The 17,110-nt window shown below is 63.2% G+C and carries 20 protein-coding genes; 6 read left to right on the top strand and 14 right to left on the bottom strand.

What is annotated here, in order from left to right; all coding sequences use genetic code 11:
* Positions 1-465, top strand: a 465-nt coding sequence (locus tag Q363_RS09035) for an FtsX-like permease family protein (protein ID WP_157466669.1), incomplete at its 5' end; no start/stop codon positions are given.
* 87 nt (positions 466-552) lie between these two features.
* On the opposite strand, the gene Q363_RS09030 is transcribed toward Q363_RS09035, so the two are convergent.
* The 3 genes from Q363_RS09030 to Q363_RS09020 all read right to left on the bottom strand — a co-directional run bounded on the left by Q363_RS09030 (position 553) and on the right by Q363_RS09020 (position 2,048).
* Positions 553-972, bottom strand: a complete 420-nt coding sequence (locus Q363_RS09030) for a DUF3147 family protein (protein ID WP_035349457.1) — start codon at positions 970-972, stop codon at positions 553-555.
* A 183-nt stretch (positions 973-1,155) separates the two neighbouring features.
* Positions 1,156-1,506, bottom strand: a complete 351-nt coding sequence (locus Q363_RS09025) for a DUF3147 family protein (RefSeq protein ID WP_035349456.1) — start codon at positions 1,504-1,506, stop codon at positions 1,156-1,158.
* Between the two features lie 2 nt (positions 1,507-1,508).
* The gene (locus Q363_RS09020) at positions 1,509-2,048 is read right to left on the bottom strand and encodes an inorganic diphosphatase (protein ID WP_064742619.1); all 540 of its coding nucleotides are present in this window, start codon (positions 2,046-2,048) and stop codon (positions 1,509-1,511) included.
* A 139-nt stretch (positions 2,049-2,187) separates the two neighbouring features.
* Between Q363_RS09020 and rpiA the strand changes: the two genes are divergently transcribed.
* Both rpiA and Q363_RS09010 read left to right on the top strand, forming a co-directional pair.
* Positions 2,188-2,898 carry a ribose-5-phosphate isomerase RpiA gene (gene rpiA, locus Q363_RS09015; protein ID WP_035349455.1) on the top strand — a complete coding sequence of 237 codons (711 nt, stop codon included), beginning with the start codon at positions 2,188-2,190 and terminating at the stop codon, positions 2,896-2,898.
* Positions 2,899-3,012: 114 nt separating this feature from the next.
* The gene (locus Q363_RS09010) at positions 3,013-3,342 is read left to right on the top strand and encodes a hypothetical protein (protein ID WP_035349454.1); all 330 of its coding nucleotides are present in this window, start codon (positions 3,013-3,015) and stop codon (positions 3,340-3,342) included.
* 69 nt (positions 3,343-3,411) lie between these two features.
* On the opposite strand, the gene Q363_RS09005 is transcribed toward Q363_RS09010, so the two are convergent.
* Positions 3,412-4,059: an FmdE family protein gene (locus Q363_RS09005; protein ID WP_035349453.1), complete on the bottom strand. Its 648-nt coding sequence runs from the start codon at positions 4,057-4,059 to the stop codon at positions 3,412-3,414.
* A gap of 104 nt (positions 4,060-4,163) precedes the next feature.
* Between Q363_RS09005 and Q363_RS09000 the strand changes: the two genes are divergently transcribed.
* Positions 4,164-4,844: a MarC family protein gene (locus Q363_RS09000; protein ID WP_035349452.1), complete on the top strand. Its 681-nt coding sequence runs from the start codon at positions 4,164-4,166 to the stop codon at positions 4,842-4,844.
* A 9-nt stretch (positions 4,845-4,853) separates the two neighbouring features.
* On the opposite strand, the gene Q363_RS45375 is transcribed toward Q363_RS09000, so the two are convergent.
* The 4 genes from Q363_RS45375 to Q363_RS08980 all read right to left on the bottom strand — a co-directional run bounded on the left by Q363_RS45375 (position 4,854) and on the right by Q363_RS08980 (position 7,629).
* Positions 4,854-5,786 carry an NADP-dependent oxidoreductase gene (locus tag Q363_RS45375; RefSeq protein WP_035349451.1) on the bottom strand — a complete coding sequence of 311 codons (933 nt, stop codon included), beginning with the start codon at positions 5,784-5,786 and terminating at the stop codon, positions 4,854-4,856.
* A gap of 52 nt (positions 5,787-5,838) precedes the next feature.
* On the bottom strand, positions 5,839-6,030 hold the full coding sequence (locus Q363_RS08990) for a YqaE/Pmp3 family membrane protein (RefSeq protein ID WP_035349491.1): 192 nt from the start codon (positions 6,028-6,030) through the stop codon (positions 5,839-5,841).
* Between the two features lie 184 nt (positions 6,031-6,214).
* On the bottom strand, positions 6,215-6,676 hold the full coding sequence (locus Q363_RS08985) for a hypothetical protein (protein WP_035349450.1): 462 nt from the start codon (positions 6,674-6,676) through the stop codon (positions 6,215-6,217).
* A 254-nt stretch (positions 6,677-6,930) separates the two neighbouring features.
* Entirely contained in the window at positions 6,931-7,629 is a 699-nt protein-coding gene (locus tag Q363_RS08980; RefSeq protein WP_035349490.1) for a hypothetical protein, read from the bottom strand.
* A 394-nt stretch (positions 7,630-8,023) separates the two neighbouring features.
* Between Q363_RS08980 and Q363_RS08975 the strand changes: the two genes are divergently transcribed.
* On the top strand, positions 8,024-8,551 hold the full coding sequence (locus Q363_RS08975) for a bactofilin family protein (RefSeq protein WP_035349449.1): 528 nt from the start codon (positions 8,024-8,026) through the stop codon (positions 8,549-8,551).
* A 189-nt stretch (positions 8,552-8,740) separates the two neighbouring features.
* On the opposite strand, the gene Q363_RS08970 is transcribed toward Q363_RS08975, so the two are convergent.
* Positions 8,741-9,133: a DUF2752 domain-containing protein gene (locus Q363_RS08970; protein ID WP_051978577.1), complete on the bottom strand. Its 393-nt coding sequence runs from the start codon at positions 9,131-9,133 to the stop codon at positions 8,741-8,743.
* A gap of 2 nt (positions 9,134-9,135) precedes the next feature.
* Complete coding sequence (locus Q363_RS08965; RefSeq protein ID WP_035349448.1) at positions 9,136-9,834, bottom strand: DUF4339 domain-containing protein; 699 nt, start codon at positions 9,832-9,834, stop codon at positions 9,136-9,138.
* Between the two features lie 92 nt (positions 9,835-9,926).
* Between Q363_RS08965 and Q363_RS08960 the strand changes: the two genes are divergently transcribed.
* Positions 9,927-10,580: a class I SAM-dependent methyltransferase gene (locus Q363_RS08960; RefSeq protein ID WP_211256150.1), complete on the top strand. Its 654-nt coding sequence runs from the start codon at positions 9,927-9,929 to the stop codon at positions 10,578-10,580.
* A gap of 164 nt (positions 10,581-10,744) precedes the next feature.
* Here the strand turns inward: Q363_RS08960 and Q363_RS08955 are convergent, their stop codons facing one another.
* From Q363_RS08955 to kdpA, 4 genes are all read right to left on the bottom strand, one after another.
* Positions 10,745-12,370 (bottom strand): rhamnogalacturonidase, encoded by a 1,626-nt coding sequence (locus tag Q363_RS08955; protein WP_035349447.1) that lies wholly within the window; start codon positions 12,368-12,370, stop codon positions 10,745-10,747.
* A 177-nt stretch (positions 12,371-12,547) separates the two neighbouring features.
* Complete coding sequence (gene kdpC, locus Q363_RS08950; RefSeq protein WP_035349487.1) at positions 12,548-13,129, bottom strand: potassium-transporting ATPase subunit KdpC; 582 nt, start codon at positions 13,127-13,129, stop codon at positions 12,548-12,550.
* A gap of 113 nt (positions 13,130-13,242) precedes the next feature.
* Positions 13,243-15,282 carry a potassium-transporting ATPase subunit KdpB gene (gene kdpB / locus Q363_RS08945; protein WP_035349446.1) on the bottom strand — a complete coding sequence of 680 codons (2,040 nt, stop codon included), beginning with the start codon at positions 15,280-15,282 and terminating at the stop codon, positions 13,243-13,245.
* A gap of 25 nt (positions 15,283-15,307) precedes the next feature.
* On the bottom strand, positions 15,308-17,095 hold the full coding sequence (gene kdpA, locus Q363_RS08940) for a potassium-transporting ATPase subunit KdpA (RefSeq protein ID WP_035349445.1): 1,788 nt from the start codon (positions 17,093-17,095) through the stop codon (positions 15,308-15,310).
* Positions 17,096-17,110 lie beyond the last annotated feature (15 nt).

Below are 17,110 nucleotides of genomic sequence, written 5' to 3'. Positions count from 1 at the left end.
CAGTTGGATCCGAACCTGCCGCTGATACGGCCCATGACCCAGCGCGCGCAATATGACCTGACCATCTCCGGACAAATTCTCTTTGCACGGCTGGCTGGATTCTTCGGCATTTTGGCGATTGTCCTGGTGGCCACTGGGCTTTACGGAACGCTTGCCTATCGCGTGAACATGCGGACGGCCGAAATCGGCGTGCGCATGGCCGTGGGCGCCCGGCGTGAACAAGTGGTCTGGATGATCCTGAAAGACAGCCTATTGCTCACCGCGGCCGGAGTGTTGATGGGCGTTCCTCTTGCAATTCTGGTGGGTCGCGCTCTCGCGTCTTCTCTCTACGGCGTCACGGCACTCGATGCGGTGAGTTATCTTGCCGCCGTCCTGGGAGTGGGAGCGGTTGCATTGGCAGCGAGCGTTGTCCCCGCCGGGCGCGCCGCAGGTGTCGATCCTTTAATAGCACTTCGTGCGGAATAAGAACTCCGAATTCCTCTGGATTGCCCCAAGCAGGATGAAGAGTCGCTTTATCTTGGAAGGCGGTCGGAATGACAGTTTCGGGGGTGGCTAGAGTTTGCGGCGGAGGTTCCAGAGGAGGGTGGCGGTGGCGGCCCAGGCGATGGCCGCGAGTAACAGGGTCAGCCAGGGTGGGGTGGAGAGGAGGAGCCGCCAGACAGTGAGGGCGAAGGCGAGGAGGGCGATGCAGCCCAGCGAGGCTCCGACGGCGTCGGCTGCTGCGGCTGCGCGTCCCCGGCGGGTGCCGTCGTAGCCTGCCTTTTGTTTGCGCTCCTTTTCGTGTTTGGCGATGAGGGTGGCGCCGGCGGGGAAGATGGCGGGGAAGGCGAGGAAGAGTCCGGCCACGACCGGGCCGTACTTTTTGGCGATGAGGCCGGTGGCGACGGTGATGAGGCCGCCGAAGAGGAAGCGGACGGCGTACTCGTGGAGTTTGGTGGTGCGGAGGGAGTCGAGGTTGATCTGGATGCTCATGGTGGTTTTGTAGCGGCTGTTTTTCGGCCTTGCAGCTCCGGTTTGCGTTGTCGGCGCTTCGAGCGAAATGCGGGGGGGGGGGTCCTCGCTGCGCTCGGAATGACGCCCATTAATAAGTTGCTGCGCTCAGGAATGACGCCACAAAAAGTGCTCCGCTCAGAATGACGTCTGGTTAAGTGCTGCTCATTGACTTCCTCTCAGGAAGACGGCCCAGAGTCCGAAGGCTGTGGCGAACCAGACGGGCATGAGGCCGATGGTGGGTCTCCAGGTGGGTGGGCGGTAGCGCATGAGGACGAAGCTGACGATGGAGACGTAGAGGAAGAAGGCTGCGGCTCCGGCGAGCATGGAGCGAGCCTCGATGGCGGCGTATTCGCGGCCGTGGCTGGCGACGGTGAGGCCGAGGGTGGCAAGGGCGATGGAGGGCGCGGCTCCGAAGAGTCCGGCGAAGGATTTGGGCCGGAAGATGTCGCCGAGGATGGCGAAGAGGCTGACGACCGTTCCGCCGATGAGGAAACGAAGCAGGAGGTCACGCATGGTCAGGCCGCCTTCTCGGCTTTTTTGACGAAGGCGAGCGCGGCGGCGGAGCCCTTGGAGCCGAGGAGCTTGTACTCCTTTCCTTCGAGGTGGTGGTAGTTGACGAAGAAGGCCTCGAGCTCGTTGAGGAAGCGTTGGGGCAGGTCCTCGGGCTTCCGGACGTTGGCGTAGAGGTGGGTGGCGTCGGCTACGGCGAGGAGGCGGTCGTTGCGGATGCGCTTTTTGCCTTCGATCTGCTCGCCCTCGATGACTCCGATGAGACGGGAGCAGATGAGACAGCCGGGAACGGCGGGTTCGTCCATGAGGACGAGGACGTCGATGGGGTCGCCGTCGCCGGCGAGGGTGCGGGGGAGAAAGCCGAAGTCGTAGGGGAAGGTCATGCCGGCGGGGAGGACCTTGCGGAGGGTGAAGATCTGCTGGTCGGGGTCGAAGGCGTACTTGTTGCGGCTGTTCCGAGGGGTCTCGACGATGACCTGGAAGAGGTTGCTCTTTTTGTCGATGGGACTGAGATGGGTGGGGTCGGAAAGGGATCTTTTCTGCACGAGGTCTCCGGTGTCGAATGTTAAAGGACGATGAACATGCGGTTAATGAGAGGGGGCGCGGAGACGTTTCGTTGCTTGATCGGTGTTGAGCGGCGAAGGCTGCAAGGCTTTATCTTGGAAGGCTGAAGGGAGTTTGCGCATGGCGATGGAGAAGGCAGAGCAGGACCGGTTGAAGATGGAGGTGGCCGAGAGGGCGCTGGCACTGGTCAAGCCGGGGATGATGGTGGGGCTGGGGTCGGGGTCGACGGCGACGATGTGGATCCGGCTGCTGGGCGAGAAGGTGCAGCGCGGCGAGCTGAAGCTGGGAGGCGCGATTGCGAGTTCGGAGGACAGCGAGCGGCTGGGGCGGAGCTATGGGATTCCGTTTACGAACTTTGAAGAGACGAAGAGCCTGGACCTTACGGTGGATGGAGCGGATGAGGTTGCGCCGGGGCTGGCTCTGGGCTTCGCTCTGATTAAGGGCGGTGGAGGGAAGCTGCTGCGGGAGAAGATTGTGGCGAGCGCGTCGAAGCGGTTTGTGGTGGTGGTGGACGAGTCGAAGGTGGTGGAGAAGCTGGGGAGGTTTCCGCTGCCGGTGGAGGTGATTCCGATGGCGGAGCCGCTGGTTCGGCGGGAGCTGGAGGGGATTGGATTCACGCCGAAGGTGCGGGGGAACAAGGATGGGTCGCAGTACATCACGGATGAGGGGAACCTGATTCTGGACTGCTCGGGGGTGATGATTGAAGACCCGGCGGCGATGGCGAAGAAGCTGGATGGGATTGTTGGTGTGGTGGAGCATGGGTTGTTTCTGGGGTATGCGGAGATGGTGTTGATTGCGGGTGAGGGTGGGGTGCGGGAGCGCGGGCGGTAGCTGCGTGGGCCGAGCGCTGCTGCCTGGGGTGGGAGCAACACGGGGGTGGCAAAAAGTTGCGCGCAACCGGTCGATTGAATGAGTGTTCAGTGTGGATGTAGTGAGGAGGTTGGTATGAAGGCCACTCTGAAGTCGATGGTTGCGAAGGTGATGATGGCTGGGCTTCTCGGCGGCGCGATTGCGCTGGCGGGAGGGGCGAAGGCGCAGGCGCAGACGTGGAGCGTTGGCGTGCAGGTGGGAACTCCTGCATACGGATATGCCGCTCCGGCGTATGGGTATGGGTACGGTCCTGACTACTATGCTCGGCTTCGCTATGAGCGGGAACGGCGCGAGGCCTACGAACGGCGTCAGGCTTGGCTGGAGCATGAGCGGCGCGAGGCGTGGGAGCGTGAACATCGCTATCGCCACGACGGATGGCGCGATCGTGACTGGAATCGCCGGTAAGGTTTTTTGAGCGGTTGAAGTGGGCCGGTTGCGGAGGGATCCGCGCCGGCCCCTTTGTGTGCTTCCGGACTATGGCAGCGGGAGGTAGTAGCGGGCTTCGGGGGCGGCGCAGGACTGGCAGAGGATCTCGCCGGTGGGGGTGGTGGCGTTGCGGTCGTAGTTGATGCCCTCGCCGCAGAGGGCGCAGGCGATGCGCGGGGATTTGTAGCCGGGCATCTCGCGGGGGTGGAGGGGGACGCGGACCCATTGTTCGGCGAAGAGGTCGGAGTCGGGGAGATTGCGGTAGGCGAGCATCTGCTGCTGGTTCTTGTGTTCGATGTGGGGGTAGAGTTCGCGGGCTCGCTGCTTGGAAGATTCGAGCGCGGCGATGCGGATGCCTTTGTAGGTGGGGGTGGTGTCTGCGAGGGGTCCGGGTGCTGCGTTCAGGTCTGTCAGCGGAGAGGCCAAGTCGACGAAGGTGGCGGCCATTTTTCCCCAGTCGCGGAACTTGAGGGCTCGCTTGCCGAGGCGGCAGCCGGTGACGACGGCGATGGCGTCGGTGGCGCAGCGGTCGATCTCGATGAAGGTGACGAGGCGCCTGCGGTCGGTGGTGCGGGGTTCGGAGATGCCGAGGCGCTGGCAGCCCAGCATGGCGAGGCGGACGCCGAGGATCTGTCCGGCGCAGAGGTGGCCGTGGGCGAGCTCGGCCTGGCGAAGGAGGTCGTCGAAGGAGTCCATGGGGCGATGATACGGCGCGGCGGAGATACCGGGCGACGGGCGGCGGCGGGCGAATGTGCGGTATGGTTGCAGGGAGTTTTGATTGCGGTTGAGCGGAGGACCCTGTGGGGGTATTGTGGGAGCACTTTGCGCTTGGCTTCAGCGCGCTGTTGCCGGTGGTGAATCCATTCGGCACGGCTCTGGTGTTTCTTGGCCTGGTGGGGCTTCAGCCGCCTGCGGTCTATAAGTCGCTGGCGCGGCAGATTGCGATCAACATGGTGCTGTTCTTTGCCGTGATCGAGCTGATCGGATCGTACCTGCTGTCGTTCTTTGGGGTGTCGATCTCGATTGTGCAGTTTGCGGGAGGTATGGTGGTGGCTTCGATCGGCTGGTCGATGCTGAACCAGCCGGACAGCGATAAGGAGAAGGAGACGGCAGGGGCGCAGGCCGCTAGTCAGGATGGCTCAGAGAGCTGGTCGACGAAGACGTTTTACCCACTGATGTTTCCGATAACGGCGGGGCCGGGGTGCCTGGTGGTGATGCTGACGCTGAGCGCGCATGCGGGGGGCTCTACGTTGACGGAGAATGTTCTGGCGCGTACGGGGCTGATGATTGCGGTGCTGGTGCTGGCGGTGCTGGTGTATTGGTGCTACGGGTATGCTCCGCAGATCACCAGCAAGATTGCGCCTTCAACCGTGCAGGGGATTCAGCGGGTGATTGCGTTCATCCTGCTGTGCATCGGGGTGCAGATCTCGTGGAACGGGCTGGAGAAGCTGCTGAAGCCGCTGATCGATCATCATGCGTGATGGTGATGCTCAGGCGGCGGGAGGGTTGACGGTGACGACGACCTTGCCGTGGCCGGGGATCTGGGTGGTGTAGGCATCATTGGCCTGGCAGAGCGGAAGGACGGCCTTGACCCAGCTGCGGAGCTTGTAGGTGTCGATGAGGGCGGCGATCTCCATGAGCTGGCGCTGATTGGGCTCGACGATGAAGAAGGCTTTTTTAATGCGCTCGTCGGTGGAGTTCTCATTGGTGGAGGAGACGGTGACGGCGACGCCGCCGGTCTTGAGGAGCGGAAGCGAGCGGAGGAGCATGTCGCCGCCGACGGTGTCGAAGATGATGTTGAAGGGGTCGTGGAGCACGTCTTCGAAGCGGGTGGAGTGATAGTCGATGAGCTGCGGCGCGCCGAGCTCGCGGGCGAAGACGGTGTCGTGTCCGGAGGCGGTGGCGGTGACGTGGGCGCCGTGGAGATGCGCGATCTGGACGGCGAAGAGGCCGACGGAGCCGGCGGCGCCGTGGACGAGGACTCGATGGCCGGGTTGGAGGTGGCCGCGGTCGAAGAGTCCCTGCCAGGCGGTGAGGGCGCTGATGGGAACGGTGGCGGCCTGGGTGGGGGTGAGGGTGCGGGGCGCGGGGGCGATGGCGTTGGGCGTGGTGAGGCAGTACTCGGCGAGAGCGCCTTCGGCGAACCAGTCGTTCATGCCGTAGATGTGCTCATCGAGGGCGAAGTCAGTGACGCCTTCGCCGATGGCGACGACGGTTCCGGCGAACTCGTGGGCGGGGATGGCGTTTTGGCGGGGCTCGCCGGACTTCAGGTGGGTGTGGGGGTACCAGCCTAGCTCGGTGCGGATGGTTCCGGCGGCGGCGACGCGGATGAGGACCTCACCGGAGCCGGGCTGGGGCTGGGGGATGGAGGCTTCGACCAACTTTGGTGACTCGCTGGAATCTGCAAGGCGCATGACCCTCATGTGGGGTTCTCCGTAGTCGTTTTGAGCGTTCGGTGAAGCAGAGCCGAGGGGCTTAGCGGTGACCAAGTGCGCGGTGGATCTTCTGGTCGGTTTTGTACTGACTGAGAGCGTAGACGGCCCAGATGGTGGCGGGTATCCAGCCGAGAAGGGTGATCTGCAGGAAAAGGCACACTACGCCGGCGAAGGGCCGGCCGATGGTGAAGAACGTCAGCCAGGGAAGGATGAAAGCGATGAGGAGTCTCACGAGCGCGTCCTTTCTGCCGGTGTCCATTTATTTTTAGCAGATACGCGGCGCAGCGGGAGCCGATATTGCGGCTTTATCGGGCGGAGTTGAGGAGCTGGGAGATAGGCCCAGGAGAGAAGCGGCCATCTCCCTGGGGTGTTGGTGGACACAGATAGCTAATCTTGTGTCGAGTCACAGGTGGTCGTTACTGCTTGTCGTACACCGCGGTGCTGGATACTTTCTTGCCGGACGAGTCGGTTCCTGTCATGTGTCCTGTGCGCGTCATGCCGTCTGCTGAGACGGTAATGCGACCGCTCATTACCACTTTGCCATCCTTCTTGCTGGCTACGGCCAATGTATGGTCGTCGACCTTTGAGTACGCCCGCGTGTCTACAGAGGGATCGCCGGTGACGGGGTAATCCTTGCCGTCGAACTTGCCCGTCCACTCGGTGTGGAGTGGCTTGCCATCCCTGGTGCCATCCGAGGTCACTTTCACGTCGTCACCCTGGGCCTCGTAGACGAGTGTTGAGTTTTTCATGAGTCCCGCAGCGACCTTCGATTTGGCTTCATTGAATTTCCAGGTGCCCATGTTTGGGTTCTGGGCAAGACACACGGCTGTTGCGATAAAGCACAGCGCCAAAGATAAAAAGAGGGTCCTTGTTTTCATTGTCGTTTCTCCTCTCAGAGTGAGACATCCAAGTGCTACTCACAGCAGCACGAGACTATACGCTCTCAAATCACTACTGCACAGTCGTTTGTCTGGAATAAGCCGATGCGCGAGGAAGAGCTTCCTATGCGCGCGTCACACGGCGTTTCGAAGAGTAAGAGGGGAGCTTCGAGTAAGTCTCGGCAAGCTGGAGGTTGCAGGTTTTCATCGCTGGAATTTCGCGAGCCAGACTGATTGGCGTGGAGATTCGCTGGTCAGTTGGTGTCGTCGTTGTCGCCTTCTTCGACGATGGAGGCGGTGCCGACGACGTCGTAGGTGGTGGCTTCGCCGCCGGTGGGCTGGATGGTGACGCTGAGAGGAAGGCGTTGCCACTTGGCGGGCTGGCAGACGGGGATGAAGTGGTTGGGCTGGGGCCATTTGCCGAGGAGCCTCTGGACGACGGGGCGGCGGGCTCCTAGCTGCGCGACGATGACGTAGAAGTTGGCTCCTTTGGCGGTGGTGGCGGTTCCGCAGTAGGCGGCGTAGTCGTGGAACCAGACGGCGTTGGAGACGACGGGATCGAAGTCGGGCAGGTGGAGCGCGGTGATGTGGCCGGTAACGCGATCGACGGTGATCCAGGGGCCGGGCTGCCAGATCCAGTGCGGCGCGGTGTCGGTGGGCAGGGCGTCGTTGATGTGCAGGGCGCGGCGGATGGCGAAGGTTCGGTCGGTGATCTCGTGCAGCTCGCCGGTGGTCCAGTCGCGCTGGCGGTCGTCGACGAGGAGCGGGCGGACCTTGATGGTGGAGGTCTCGTCGGATTTTTCTTCGGGAGTGGCGTCGGGCTGGGTCCAGGGGACGCGGCGTACGACGCCGAGGGAGACGGTGTGGGTCTTTGGGGCCTTGGTGGCGGCGAAGAGAGGCGTGGTGAGGCTCAGCAGCAGAAGGAGGACTTGGGATTTGGCTGGGGATTTCACGGGGCTCGGAGAGTGTGTGGGCCGGCCCTGCGATTGGTTGCTGCGGGAGCCGGCCTGTGGAAGGAGCGCGCGCGGAGGTTTCCGCGGCCGAATCATGGGAATGCCCATCATGCTACCGGAGGCCGGTGAATCGCGGGTGGGAGCGGGCTGACACTTTTGTGGGGTGGAATAAAAGGGGTTACATGTGGAAGAAAGTTCAAGACGGGTGGAAAGAGCTTCCGGGGAGTATTGAAGAAGGTTCAAATACTGTGGAATTCATTGTGAATCGACGTTAAGGCGTGATGCGGTGCGGAGTAGTATCGTGAAAACAGAGCGTTCTGCCGGCACAGGCGGCGCTTCGAGTGTAGCCCGCAGAGGGGTCATCTCCAGTAGTCAGGAAAGGAAACAGACGAATATGTGGAAACCGAATCAGCCGGGTAGCAATAGCCCCTCAACTCCTGAACCGTCGCGGCCGACTCCCCCGGCGCCGAGCTACGAGGCTCCGCGTACGGCGGCGGCACCCGGCGCAGGAACTGCAGCAGTGCCTACGGGCGAGCAGGCGACGATTGGAAAGTCTCTGGTGGTGAAGGGCGAGGTAACTGGCTCCGAATCGCTGTACATCGACGGCAAAGTGGAGGGCGCGATCAACCTTCCGGGAAACCGTGTGACCGTGGGCCGCAATGGCCAGGTCGCGGCGAACATCGTTGCGCGTGAGGTAGTCGTGCTGGGCAAGGTTCGCGGCAACTGCCAGGCGAGCGATCGCGTGGACATCCGCAGCGAAGGCTCGCTGACGGGCGACGTGATTGCGGCGCGCATCTCGATTGAAGATGGTGCGTTCTTCAAGGGCGGCATCGACATCCGCAAGCCGGGCGGCACGGACCTGAAGGGTGGAACGGCGCAGCCTGCGGCGACGACGCCTGAACCGGTCGCGGTCGAGGCGTAACCAGTAGTAAGTGATGTCACGAACGGTCTCGGCCCGTGTGGGTCGAGGCCGTTTTGTGTCTTTGCGCGAGTCACACAAGCTGGGAACCGCAGATCCTTCGACTGCGCCTCTCGCGGTGAAACTGCGAGAGGCTTCGCTCATGACACTTCATCTACGTACTGCTTATTTTGAGGTGAAATGTGATGCTACCTAAAGATTGCGCGCGACGGTGAAGGCTGCGGCTACTGCGAGCGTCGCGTAGATGGCTGCGCGCGGGGGATGCGGCAGATGGAGCGGTCTGCGTGAAAGGAGGCTTTGATAGCAGGCGGCTGCGTAGAGAAGCGCGACGGGTGTGAGGAGCGTGGTGAGCGCGTTGAGGTGAAGGGCTTCGGCGAGGTTGCCGTGGAGGAGAGCGGCGAGGGCGCGTGTGGCTCCGCAGCCTGGGCAGAGGATGTGAAGGTACTGGTGGATGGGGCAGTGCGGGTAGAAGCCGTAGAGCGCGGGCGGGAAGCGCAGCAGGATCGCGGCTGCAGCGAAGGCGATGGTCAAAGGCACGGCCGCTCGCATGAGTAGAGCGATGCGGCTGTGCGTGGTGGTGGTCACGGTTAGTACCCGCGGTAGGCCATTGCGCGTTTCATCTCGTTGAGGCGGTTGAGGTGGTATTGGAAGTAGAGGCCGCCGAAGAAGAAGGTCATGACGGGGCCGAGGCGAAGGCCGAGCGGCTCGGGGCCGTTGAAGTGCTGCTCGAGCGAGGCCTTCATGGCAAAGCGAAAGAGGATGAGGAGGACAAGGGTAGCCAGGCTGATGAGCGCGGAGACCGGCGAACTGGTTGGGTGGGCTCCATTCATGATGGCTGCGCTGGTACCCATCGATGCTCCGACGTTGAGGAAGGAGCCAATAGCATAGGCGATGAAGTACGGCATGGCCTTGGTCTGGGGCTGGACACGCTTCACCCAGAGGACCTGGACGAGATCCCAGATGACGAAGAAGACTCCGCAGGTGCAGATGCCGATGAGGAGAACGAGCGCCCAGTGGAGATTGGGCGGGTCGGGGTAGGGAGAGGCGGCGTAGGCGGCGGGTTGGATATAAGGCGCTGCCGGCGGGGTGTAGTCGGGGGATATGGGGACGGCCGCGGTCGCGCCTGCTGCGGGGTTGAGGATCTGCGCGACGGGAACCCAGTCGGGAGAGTCGTCGGATTTGGCGAGGTCGGTGAGGAGGACGTTGCCGCTGGCGACGTAGCGCTGGAGATCTTCGAGGGTGTAGGGACCGTAGGTCTGGCCTTCGCGCGCGATGTGATAAGGCATGGCTGGCTCCAATGGGTGCAAACCGATGAAAACACGGAGTAGTGCGAAGTACAAGGGTATCTGATGCGGCTCGTGGGCTGAAGGTACGATAGATGGCGGTGACTAAGAGGATGCTGATGGATCGCCGCGCGCATTGGGAGAACGTTTATCGAGGGCGAGCGGTGACGGCGCTGAGCTGGTACCGGCCGCATCTGGAGGTGTCTTTCGAGGTGATCGAGCGCGTTGCGAGATCGAAGCGGGCGGCGATTCTGGATATCGGCGGAGGCGCTTCAACGCTGGTGGACGATTTGCCGGCTGCGGGGTTTGACGAAGTTTCGGTTCTGGATATTGCGGGCGATGCGCTCGAGGCTTCGCGGCTTCGGCTGGGTGATGCAGCAAAGAGGGTGAAGTGGATTGCTGCGGACTTTCTCGATGCTGAGCTGGAGTTGCAGAGCTACGATCTATGCCATGATCGGGCTGTCTTTCACTTTTTGAGTTCAGCGGAAGAGAAGGCGGCGTACTTCGCGCAGGTGGCGTGCATTCTGAAGCCGCATGGAGCTCTGATCCTGGCGACCTTTGCGCTGGAAGGGCCGGAGCGATGCAGCGGGCTGGAGGTGTCGCGGTACGACGAGGCGGCTCTCAGGAAGGTAATGGGCGGGTGCTTTGAGGTGATGGAGTCGCGTAGAGACAGTCATCGCACGCCGGCTGGGAGCGTGCAGGAGATGATGTACTTCGTGCTGCGTCGAAACGCATCATCTTCTGATTGATCGATAGAAATTTCGGGTGCTTCGGCAAACCGCCGATCCTTCGACTGCGCCTCCCGCGATGAAACTGCGAGAGGCTTCGCTCAGGATGACACCCTTATTCGCTCAGGATGACACCTCTTGTTGGCTCAGGATGACGCGCTAAGAGGGGAAGTCGAAGGGCGTGTTTAGAGCGCCTGGTTGTTCGCGGTTGCGAGCTGTGTGTCCTTGGCAGCGCGGCTGAAGGCGACGCGAAGATCGGTCGCTTTGTTGAGGGCGAAGGCTGCGGGGCTGGTGGGCGCGGTGATGGCGAAGAAGTCGGCGCGGTTGACGTCTTCGAGATAGAAGCTGGGGCGAGCGTCGGCGGCTGCGGGCGCGATCTCGACGTGGCTCATCTCGAGGTTGTTCACGTGGCGGAGGAAGAAGCCCTGCGAGGGTGTGTCTGCGCCGAACATGGGCGGGTCGGGGTACTTCTCGACGTTCTCGGGCAGGACGAGCTTTGCGGTCTCGGCGGTGCCTCCGCCCTGGTGGTGGATGTAGATGTTGGACAGTTTGACGTCCTGGATGGCGTAGTCGGGGATGCCGCTGAGGATCGACGAGATGCGCGAGCCGGTGTTGTAGCTGGAGACGTTGTCGACGAGGATGCGGCGCATGGTGCCGACCTTGGAGGTGTCCTTAGGGCCGCGCAGGCGCGCGCCGAGACGGAAGAAGAGTGGGGCATTGATGACGTCGCGCATGGTGATGTTGGAGATGGCGATGTCTTCGCAGAGAGCGCCGTCTTCGCTTTCGAGCGCGAGGCCCATGCAGCCGTCGAAGACGCAGTTCGAGATGGTGATGTTCTTAAACCCGCCGTTGGATTCGGTGCCGCACTTGATTCGGCCGTTGCGGCGGATCTTGACCTCGGGGCCGAAGGGCTTGCGGGTCCCGTCGAGGAAGGTTCCGAGTTCGTAGCATCCGGCTACGTAGCAGTTGGTGATCGTCACGTTTTGCGTAGCGCGGGCGTAGCCGAGAGCGTAGCTGGACTTGGGGCAGATGCCGTCGTCCCAGGGCGAGTTGACGAAGCAGTTGGAGACGCGGACGTTCCAGCAGCAGTCGATGTCCATGCCGTCGCGGTCGGTGTCGATGGTGAGGTTGTCGATGGTGAGGTTGTCGACGCCGGTGAGGAGAAGGCCGAAGTGTCCGCCCTTGAGGATCGAGAAGTCGCGGAAGAGAACGTTGCGGCAGTTCTTGAGCGCGATGGCCTTGTTGCCCACTCCGGGCTGCTCGGCGACGAAGCCGGTGCGGGTTCCGCGGCTGAGGCCCTTGCCCCAGATGAGCCCCGGGCCGGTGATGGAGACGTCGTCGATGCCCTCGCCCCAGATGAGGGAGTTGTGCCAGTGGTTGTGGCCGTAGTCCTGGTAGGGGGTCCAGGGGTCGTTGGGCTCGGCGGCGTCGTAGGTTCCGCCGTTGTAGCCGGTGGTCTCGCCGGGCTTGGGCGAGTCGGCGGCGAGGATGGTGGCGCCCTGCGAGAGATGCAGGTTGACGTGGCTCTTGAGGCGGATGGAGAAGGTGAGCCAGGTACCGGCGGGGAAGAAGACGGTGCCACCGCCGGCTGCTGCTGCGGCCTCGATGGCCTTGTTGATGGCGGGCGAGTCGACGGTCTTGCCGTCACCGACGGCGCCGTAGGTGCGGACGTCGAAGATGGCTGCTGCGGGGAAGGTGGCAGAGGGTTTTTGGGCGGCGTAGGCGGCGGGCACGGAGGTGGCAGCGGCTGCGGCCAGCCCCATGCCGCTGAGCTTGAGGAGGTCGCGACGAGCGGAGTTGATGGTTTTCATGGCGAGGCCATGCTAGCAGAGGAGAGGTCTGACCAGAAAGAGGATTGTTACCAGAAAAAACGCGTTGTCATTAGAAAAAGCCGTTTTTGCTGGTTGCTTTTCAAACGATGAAACCCGGATGGGCATGATTTTGGTCATGCCATCCGTGTTTATGAAGAGCGTGAGTGGTGTGGAGACCTAATGTGCGGCGGGCACCGGCGCGGTGCGGTCGAGGTCGAGATTGAGTTCGAGGACGTTGACACGGGGCTCGCCGAGGAAGCCAAACTGGCGGCCTTCGGTGTGGCGGGCGATGAGCTCACGGACGGTGGTCTGGGAGAGATTGCGCTCGTAGGCGATGCGCGCGACCTGGAAGTCGGCTCCCGCGGGGGTGATGTGCGGGTCGAGACCGGAGGAGGAGGCGGTGACGAGGTCTACGGGAATCTCGGCGTTGGGGTTATCGGGCTGAAGCGCGGCGGCGTCGGTGGTGACGCGGTCGATGAGCTTCTTGTTCGTCGGCGCATAGTTGGAGCCGGAGGAGTTGGCGGCGTCGTAGCCGCTGCCTGCGGCCGACGGACGCGAATGGAAGTAGGCCGGGCCGGTGAAGGTCTGACCGATGATGCGCGAGCCGATGGTCTGGCCGTTCTGCTGAATGAGTTGGCCGTTCGCCTTGTCGCGGAAGAGGAGCTGCGCGGCGGCGGTGACGACGAGTGGGTAGATGACGCCGAAGAGGACCGTGGTGGCGACGGTGTAGAGGACGGCGGTGGTGATTTGTCGGCGCATGGAGGTTCTTTCTACGGCTTCCGTCTTCGCGGTGGGCGGGACAAAGAGGGGCGACTTCTCGGCCTGAGTTGGTACGGTAGCGTTTCTTTGGAGGATGAGCATCTTCGTCTTCCTTATGCGAGGTGAATCGCGGTGATAAGCATGTCGATGAGCTTGATTCCGACGAACGGGGCGATGATGCCGCCGAGTCCGTAGATGATGAGGTTGCGGCGCAGAAGGGATTCGGCGGACATGGCCTTGTAGCCGACGCCGCGCAGTGCGAGCGGGATGAGGCCGATGATGATGATCGCGTTGAAGATGACGGCCGAGAGGATGGCCGACTGCGGCGTCTTGAGGTGCATGATGTTGAGCGCGCCAAGCACGGGGAAGGTAGCGGCAAACATCGCTGGGATGATGGCGAAGTACTTCGCGACGTCGTTGGCGATGGAGAAGGTGGTGAGCGCGCCGCGCGTCATCAGGAGCTGCTTGCCGATCTCGACGATCTCGATGAGCTTGGTGGGGTTGGAGTCGAGGTCGACCATGTTGCCGGCCTCTTTTGCGGCCTGCGTGCCGGTGTTCATGGCGACGCCTACGTCGGCCTGGGCGAGCGCGGGGGCGTCGTTGGTACCGTCGCCGGTCATGGCGACGAGCTTGCCTTCGGCCTGCTCGCGGCGGATGAGGTCCATCTTGTCCTTGGGCTTGGCCTCGGCGAGGAAGTCGTCGACGCCGGCCTCGCGGGCGATGGCGGCGGCGGTGAGCGGGTTGTCGCCGGTGATCATGATGGTCTTGATGCCCATGGCGCGGAGCTGATGGAAGCGCTCCTTCATGCCGCCCTTGACGATGTCTTTGAGGTGGATAACGCCGAGGGCCTGGCGGTTTTCGGCGACGACGAGCGGGGTGCCTCCGGTACGTGCGACGGTTTCGACTGCGGTGCGGACCTCGTCGGGGAGCTTGCCGCCGTTGTCGTTGAGGAAGCGTGCGATGGCGTCGGCAGCGCCCTTGCGGATGACACGTCCGTCGAGGTTGACGCCGGACATGCGCGTGGTAGCGGAAAAGGGGACGAACTCGGCGTTGAGTTCGTGAAGCTCGCGGCCACGCAGCCCATACTGCTCCTTGGCGAGGACGACGATCGAGCGGCCCTCGGGTGTCTCGTCGGGGAGCGAGGAGAGCTGCGCTGCGTCGGCAAGCTGGTCTTTGCTGACGCCGGGTGCGGGGATGAACTCAGCGGCCTGGCGGTTGCCGAGGGTGATGGTGCCGGTCTTGTCGAGCAGCAGCGTGTTGACGTCGCCTGCGGCCTCGACGGCGCGGCCGGACATAGCGAGGACGTTGTGCTGGACGAGGCGGTCCATGCCGGCGATGCCGATGGCGGAGAGCAGGCCGCCGATGGTGGTGGGGATGAGGCAGACGAGCAGCGAGATGAGCACGAAGATGGTCTGCGGGGCGGTGGAGTAGATGGCGATGGGCTGCAGGGTGACGACGGCGAGCAGGAAGATGATCGTGAGTCCGGCGAGGAGAATGTTGAGCGCGATCTCGTTGGGAGTCTTCTGACGCTCGGCGCCTTCGACGAGGGCGATCATGCGGTCGAGGAAGGTCTCGCCGGGGTTGGAGGTGATGCGGACTTTGATCTCGTCGGAGAGGACGCGCGTGCCTCCGGTGACGGCGGAGCGATCGCCGCCGGCCTCGCGAATGACAGGAGCGGACTCGCCGGTGATGGCGGACTCGTCGACCGAGGCGACGCCTTCGATGATCTCGCCGTCGCCGGGGATCATGTGGCCGGCGACGCAGAGGCAGAGGTCGCCGGCGCGAAGGTCGGAGCTGGGGACGTTCTCGGTGGTGCCGTCGATGCGGAGGCGGACGGCAGTGGTCTCGGCCTTGGCGCGGCGCAGGGCGTCGGCCTGGGCCTTGCCGCGGCCCTCGGCCATGGCCTCGGCGAAGTTGGCAAAGAGCACGGTGAACCAGAGCCAGAGGGTGATCTGGAGATCGAAGCCGAGAGCGTTCTTGTGCGTGGCGAGATCGCGGAAGAGATAGATGGACGTGATGACGCTGCCGATCTCGACGACGAACATCACGGGGTTCTTCATCATCTTGCGCGGGTCGAGCTTGACGAGCGAGTCGACGAGAGCGCGGCGGACGATCTGTGCATCCCAAAGCGAGCGTTTTTTTGTTTGTGACATGTGTGTACTCGGAGTCTTTCTTTGACTAGAAGGTCTTGCCAGCTTGCAGGAGAAGGTGCTCGAGGATGGGACCGAGCGAGAGCGCGGGGAAGAAGGTGAGCGCGCCGACGATGAGGACGACTCCGACGAGCAGCACGGTGAACAGCGGCGTGTGCACGGGGAAGGTTCCGGGCGAGGGTGGGATGTGCTTCTTCTGGGCGAGCGAACCGGCGACGGCGAGCATCGGGACGATCATGAGGAAGCGGCCGACGAGCATCGCGGTGGCGAGCGACAGGTTGTACCAGTGCGTGTTTGCGCTAAGCCCGGCGAAGGCAGAGCCGTTGTTGCCGGTGGCCGAGGTGTAGGCGTAGAGGATCTCAGAGAGTCCGTGCGGGCCGGCGTTGGCGAGCGAGGCGAGGCCGAGGTTTGGCATCATGAGCGCCGCAGCGGAGAAGCCGAGGATCGAGAGCGGGAAGATGAGCACGTAGAGCATGGCCATCTTCACGTCGTAGGCCTCGATCTTCTTGCCCAGGTACTCGGGCGTGCGGCCCACCATGAGGCCGGCGATGAAGACGGCGAGGACGACGAAGATGAGCATGCCGTAGAGGCCTGCGCCGACTCCTCCGAAGATGACCTCGCCGAGCATGATGTTGACAAGTGGAACGAGGCCGCCGAGCGGCATGAACGAGTCGTGCATGCTGTTGACGGCGCCGCAGCTTGCGTCGGTCGTGACGGTGGCGAAGAGCGCGGAGTTGGCGATGCCGAAGCGGACCTCCTTGCCCTCCATGTTGCCTCCGGCCTGGAGCGGCGAGGCGTGCTGGTCGATGTGCATCGCGGCTGAGTGGAGCAGCGGATTGGGCTGCGACTCGGCGTAGTAGGCGACGGCGACGCCGGCGGCGAAGAGGACGGACATCGCGGCGAAGACGGCCCAGCCGTGCGCGGGCGAGCGCGTCATGCGGCCGAGGGTGACGGTGAGGGCCGCGGGGATGAGGAAGATGGAGAGCATCTCGAGCAGGTTCGAGAGCGGCGTGGGGTTCTCAAACGGATGCGAGCTGTTGCCGTTGAAGAAGCCGCCGCCGTTGGTGCCCAGCATCTTGATGGCCTCCTGCGAGGCGACCGGGCCCTGAGCGATGCTCTGCGTGGTGATGGTCTGCGTCGTGGATTTGCCGTCGGCGCCTGTCGTGGTGACCGACTGCGGCTGCACGAGCTTCGCGGTGTCGTAGGGGCGGAAGTTCTGGATGACGCCCTGCGAGACGAGGAGCAGAGCGTAGATGAAGCAGGTGGGGAGCAGGACCCAGAGCGCAGCGCGCGTGGTGTCGACCCAGAAGTTGCCGAGCGTCTTCGACTCGCGCCGCGAGACGCCGCGAACGAGTGCGATGGCGAGCGCGATGCCGACGGCCGCGGAGAAGAAGTTGTGATAGGCGAGCGTGAGCATCTGCGTGAGATAGCTCATGGTCGTCTCGGGCACGTAGGACTGCCAGTTGGTGTTGGTGGTGAACGAGGCAGCGGTGTTGAGCGCGAGGTCGGGGTTTACTGCTGCGAGATGCTGCGGGTTGAGGGGAAGGATGTTCTGCAAGCGCTCGATCGCGTAGGTCGCCACGAGGGTTATGAGGCTGAAGATGAGCATGGCGACGCCGTACTCGGTCCAGCGCATCTCGTGATGCTCATCGATGCCGGTCAGGCGATAGAGGACCTTCTCGATGGGGCGAAGGACGGGGTCAGCGAAGGTGCGCTGGCGCTCGAAGACTCGCGCCATGTAGGTGCCGAGCGGCTTGGCGCATGCGAGGACGAGCAGGAAGAAGAAACAGATTTGAAACCAGCCGTTGGCGGTCATTTTGCAACTTTCTAT

Origin of the sequence: Edaphobacter aggregans DSM 19364, from assembly GCF_000745965.1 — a bacterium.
GTDB lineage: Bacteria > Acidobacteriota > Terriglobia > Terriglobales > Acidobacteriaceae > Edaphobacter > Edaphobacter aggregans.
This window is presented reverse-complemented; position numbering and strand designations above follow the sequence as displayed.

What these genes read in the sequence shown, in the direction of transcription:
- kdpC (WP_035349487.1), bottom strand. Translation starts at nt 13,129, where the DNA reads ATGCGCCGACAAATCACCACCGCCGTCCTCTACACCGTCGCCACCACG.
- Q363_RS09010 (WP_035349454.1), top strand. Translation starts at nt 3,013, where the DNA reads ATGAAGGCCACTCTGAAGTCGATGGTTGCGAAGGTGATGATGGCTGGG.
- Q363_RS45375 (WP_035349451.1), bottom strand. Translation starts at nt 5,786, where the DNA reads ATGAGGGTCATGCGCCTTGCAGATTCCAGCGAGTCACCAAAGTTGGTC.
- Q363_RS09025 (WP_035349456.1), bottom strand. Translation starts at nt 1,506, where the DNA reads ATGCGTGACCTCCTGCTTCGTTTCCTCATCGGCGGAACGGTCGTCAGC.
- Q363_RS08960 (WP_211256150.1), top strand. Translation starts at nt 9,927, where the DNA reads ATGGCGGTGACTAAGAGGATGCTGATGGATCGCCGCGCGCATTGGGAG.
- Q363_RS09030 (WP_035349457.1), bottom strand. Translation starts at nt 972, where the DNA reads ATGAGCATCCAGATCAACCTCGACTCCCTCCGCACCACCAAACTCCAC.
- Q363_RS09005 (WP_035349453.1), bottom strand. Translation starts at nt 4,059, where the DNA reads ATGGACTCCTTCGACGACCTCCTTCGCCAGGCCGAGCTCGCCCACGGC.
- Q363_RS08965 (WP_035349448.1), bottom strand. Translation starts at nt 9,834, where the DNA reads ATGCCTTATCACATCGCGCGCGAAGGCCAGACCTACGGTCCCTACACC.
- kdpA (WP_035349445.1), bottom strand. Translation starts at nt 17,095, where the DNA reads ATGACCGCCAACGGCTGGTTTCAAATCTGTTTCTTCTTCCTGCTCGTC.
- rpiA (WP_035349455.1), top strand. Translation starts at nt 2,188, where the DNA reads ATGGCGATGGAGAAGGCAGAGCAGGACCGGTTGAAGATGGAGGTGGCC.
- kdpB (WP_035349446.1), bottom strand. Translation starts at nt 15,282, where the DNA reads ATGTCACAAACAAAAAAACGCTCGCTTTGGGATGCACAGATCGTCCGC.
- Q363_RS08985 (WP_035349450.1), bottom strand. Translation starts at nt 6,676, where the DNA reads ATGAAAACAAGGACCCTCTTTTTATCTTTGGCGCTGTGCTTTATCGCA.
- Q363_RS08975 (WP_035349449.1), top strand. Translation starts at nt 8,024, where the DNA reads ATGTGGAAACCGAATCAGCCGGGTAGCAATAGCCCCTCAACTCCTGAA.
- Q363_RS08955 (WP_035349447.1), bottom strand. Translation starts at nt 12,370, where the DNA reads ATGAAAACCATCAACTCCGCTCGTCGCGACCTCCTCAAGCTCAGCGGC.